This is a genomic window from Deferribacterota bacterium, from assembly GCA_034189185.1.
Lineage (GTDB): Bacteria > Chrysiogenota > Deferribacteres > Deferribacterales > UBA228 > UBA228.
In genome coordinates this window covers 1-1547 of record JAXHVM010000302.1, presented here as the reverse complement: position 1 = coordinate 1547, position 1547 = coordinate 1, and the positions used below count along the sequence as shown (strand labels likewise).

Below are 1547 nucleotides of genomic sequence, written 5' to 3'. Positions count from 1 at the left end.
AAATAAAATTAAACAAATAAAATTTAATATTTAAAATGATAAAAAGAAAGTTAATAATTTTTTTAATAATATTTATATCATTAATAGCAACTTCTAGCTATTCGAGTAATTCATATGGCCCTGCATCATCTTATGGAATATGGTCAGTAGTACCCCCATTAATAGCAATATTGTTAGCTTTTATTAGTAGGAATGTAATAGTATCACTATTAATAGCTATATACATAGGTGGTTTAATTATATCAATTGATGGTAACAATCTATTGGCTGCTTTTGTAGTTGCTTATGTTAAGGTTGTTAATTATATATTGCATTCTCTAGCCGATCCTTGGAATGCGGGGATAATATTGCAATGCCTAACTATTGGGGGCTTAATTGCTCTATTAAATAAAGTAGGCGGTATGAATGCAATTGCTAATAAGTTAGCTAAGAGAGCAAAAACGCCAATGGGGACACAACTTATAACCTGGCTTTTAGGTTTTTTTATCTTTTTTGATGATTATGCAAATTCTTTGATTACTGGTCCAATTATGAGGCCACTTACAGATAAGATGAGAGTATCAAGGGAAAAACTTGCCTTTATTATAGATTCAACAGCAGCTCCTATTGCTGGCATTGCATTAATCTCAACATGGGTTGCCTATGAGATTGGTTTGATTAGAGATGCCTTTAAGTATCTCTCCATTGATCTAAATCCCTATGTTGTTTTTGTAGAGACTATTCCCTACAGGTTTTATAATATATTAATTTTAATTTTTGTCCCTTTAACAGCTTTGCTTATGAGAGATTTTGGGCCAATGCTTAAAGCTGAAAGTAGGGCTAGAGAGAAGGGTAAGGTTTTATCTGACAGTGCAAAGCCAATGATTACTGATGAAGCATTAAAGATTTCATTGAAGAATGGTATAAAGGTAAGTTATTGGGACGCCTTAATACCACTATTTGTTTTAATTATAGCTTCGTTTCTAGGTTTTTATCTAGATGGTTATTTCAGAATAATGTCAGGTGAGAACCAAGAATATATAAGATTACTTAAGGAGGCTCCCCTTGATTTTACATCTATTTGGATAGCTTTTGGCAAATCAGATGCATCAATTGTTCTATTTCAGGCTGCATTATTGGCTAGTATTTTTTCAGCTGTTATGACAATTATAAAGAGACAGTTTGCTGTAACTGAGGCAATAAATACATGGTTAACAGGTGTTAAATCTCTAAATTTAACAGCAGTTATACTACTGCTTGCTTGGTCATTGTCTGCAGTTATGAAGGAATTAAAGACTGCCGAGTATTTAGTTGGACTGTTGAGCAATCGATTTCCCATAATAATTTTGCCGGCTACTATTTTTTTACTGGGTGCTGTCACCTCCTTTGCAACAGGTACATCCTATGGCACAATGGGCATATTAATGCCTTTGTGTGTACCTTTGGCGTTTAGTTTAAATCCATCCCATGAATACCTTATAATTAATATTAGTGCTGTATTAACGGGTGCAATCTTTGGGGATCACTGCTCACCTATATCAGATACAACAATATTATCGTCAATGGGT

At 33.5% G+C, this 1547-nt stretch carries 1 protein-coding gene; it reads left to right on the top strand.

The window, feature by feature from the left end; all coding sequences use genetic code 11:
- Positions 1-35: 35 nt before the first annotated feature.
- Positions 36-1547: Na+/H+ antiporter NhaC family protein (locus SVN78_11100; protein ID MDY6822152.1), on the top strand; the 1512-nt coding region annotated here is incomplete at its 3' end.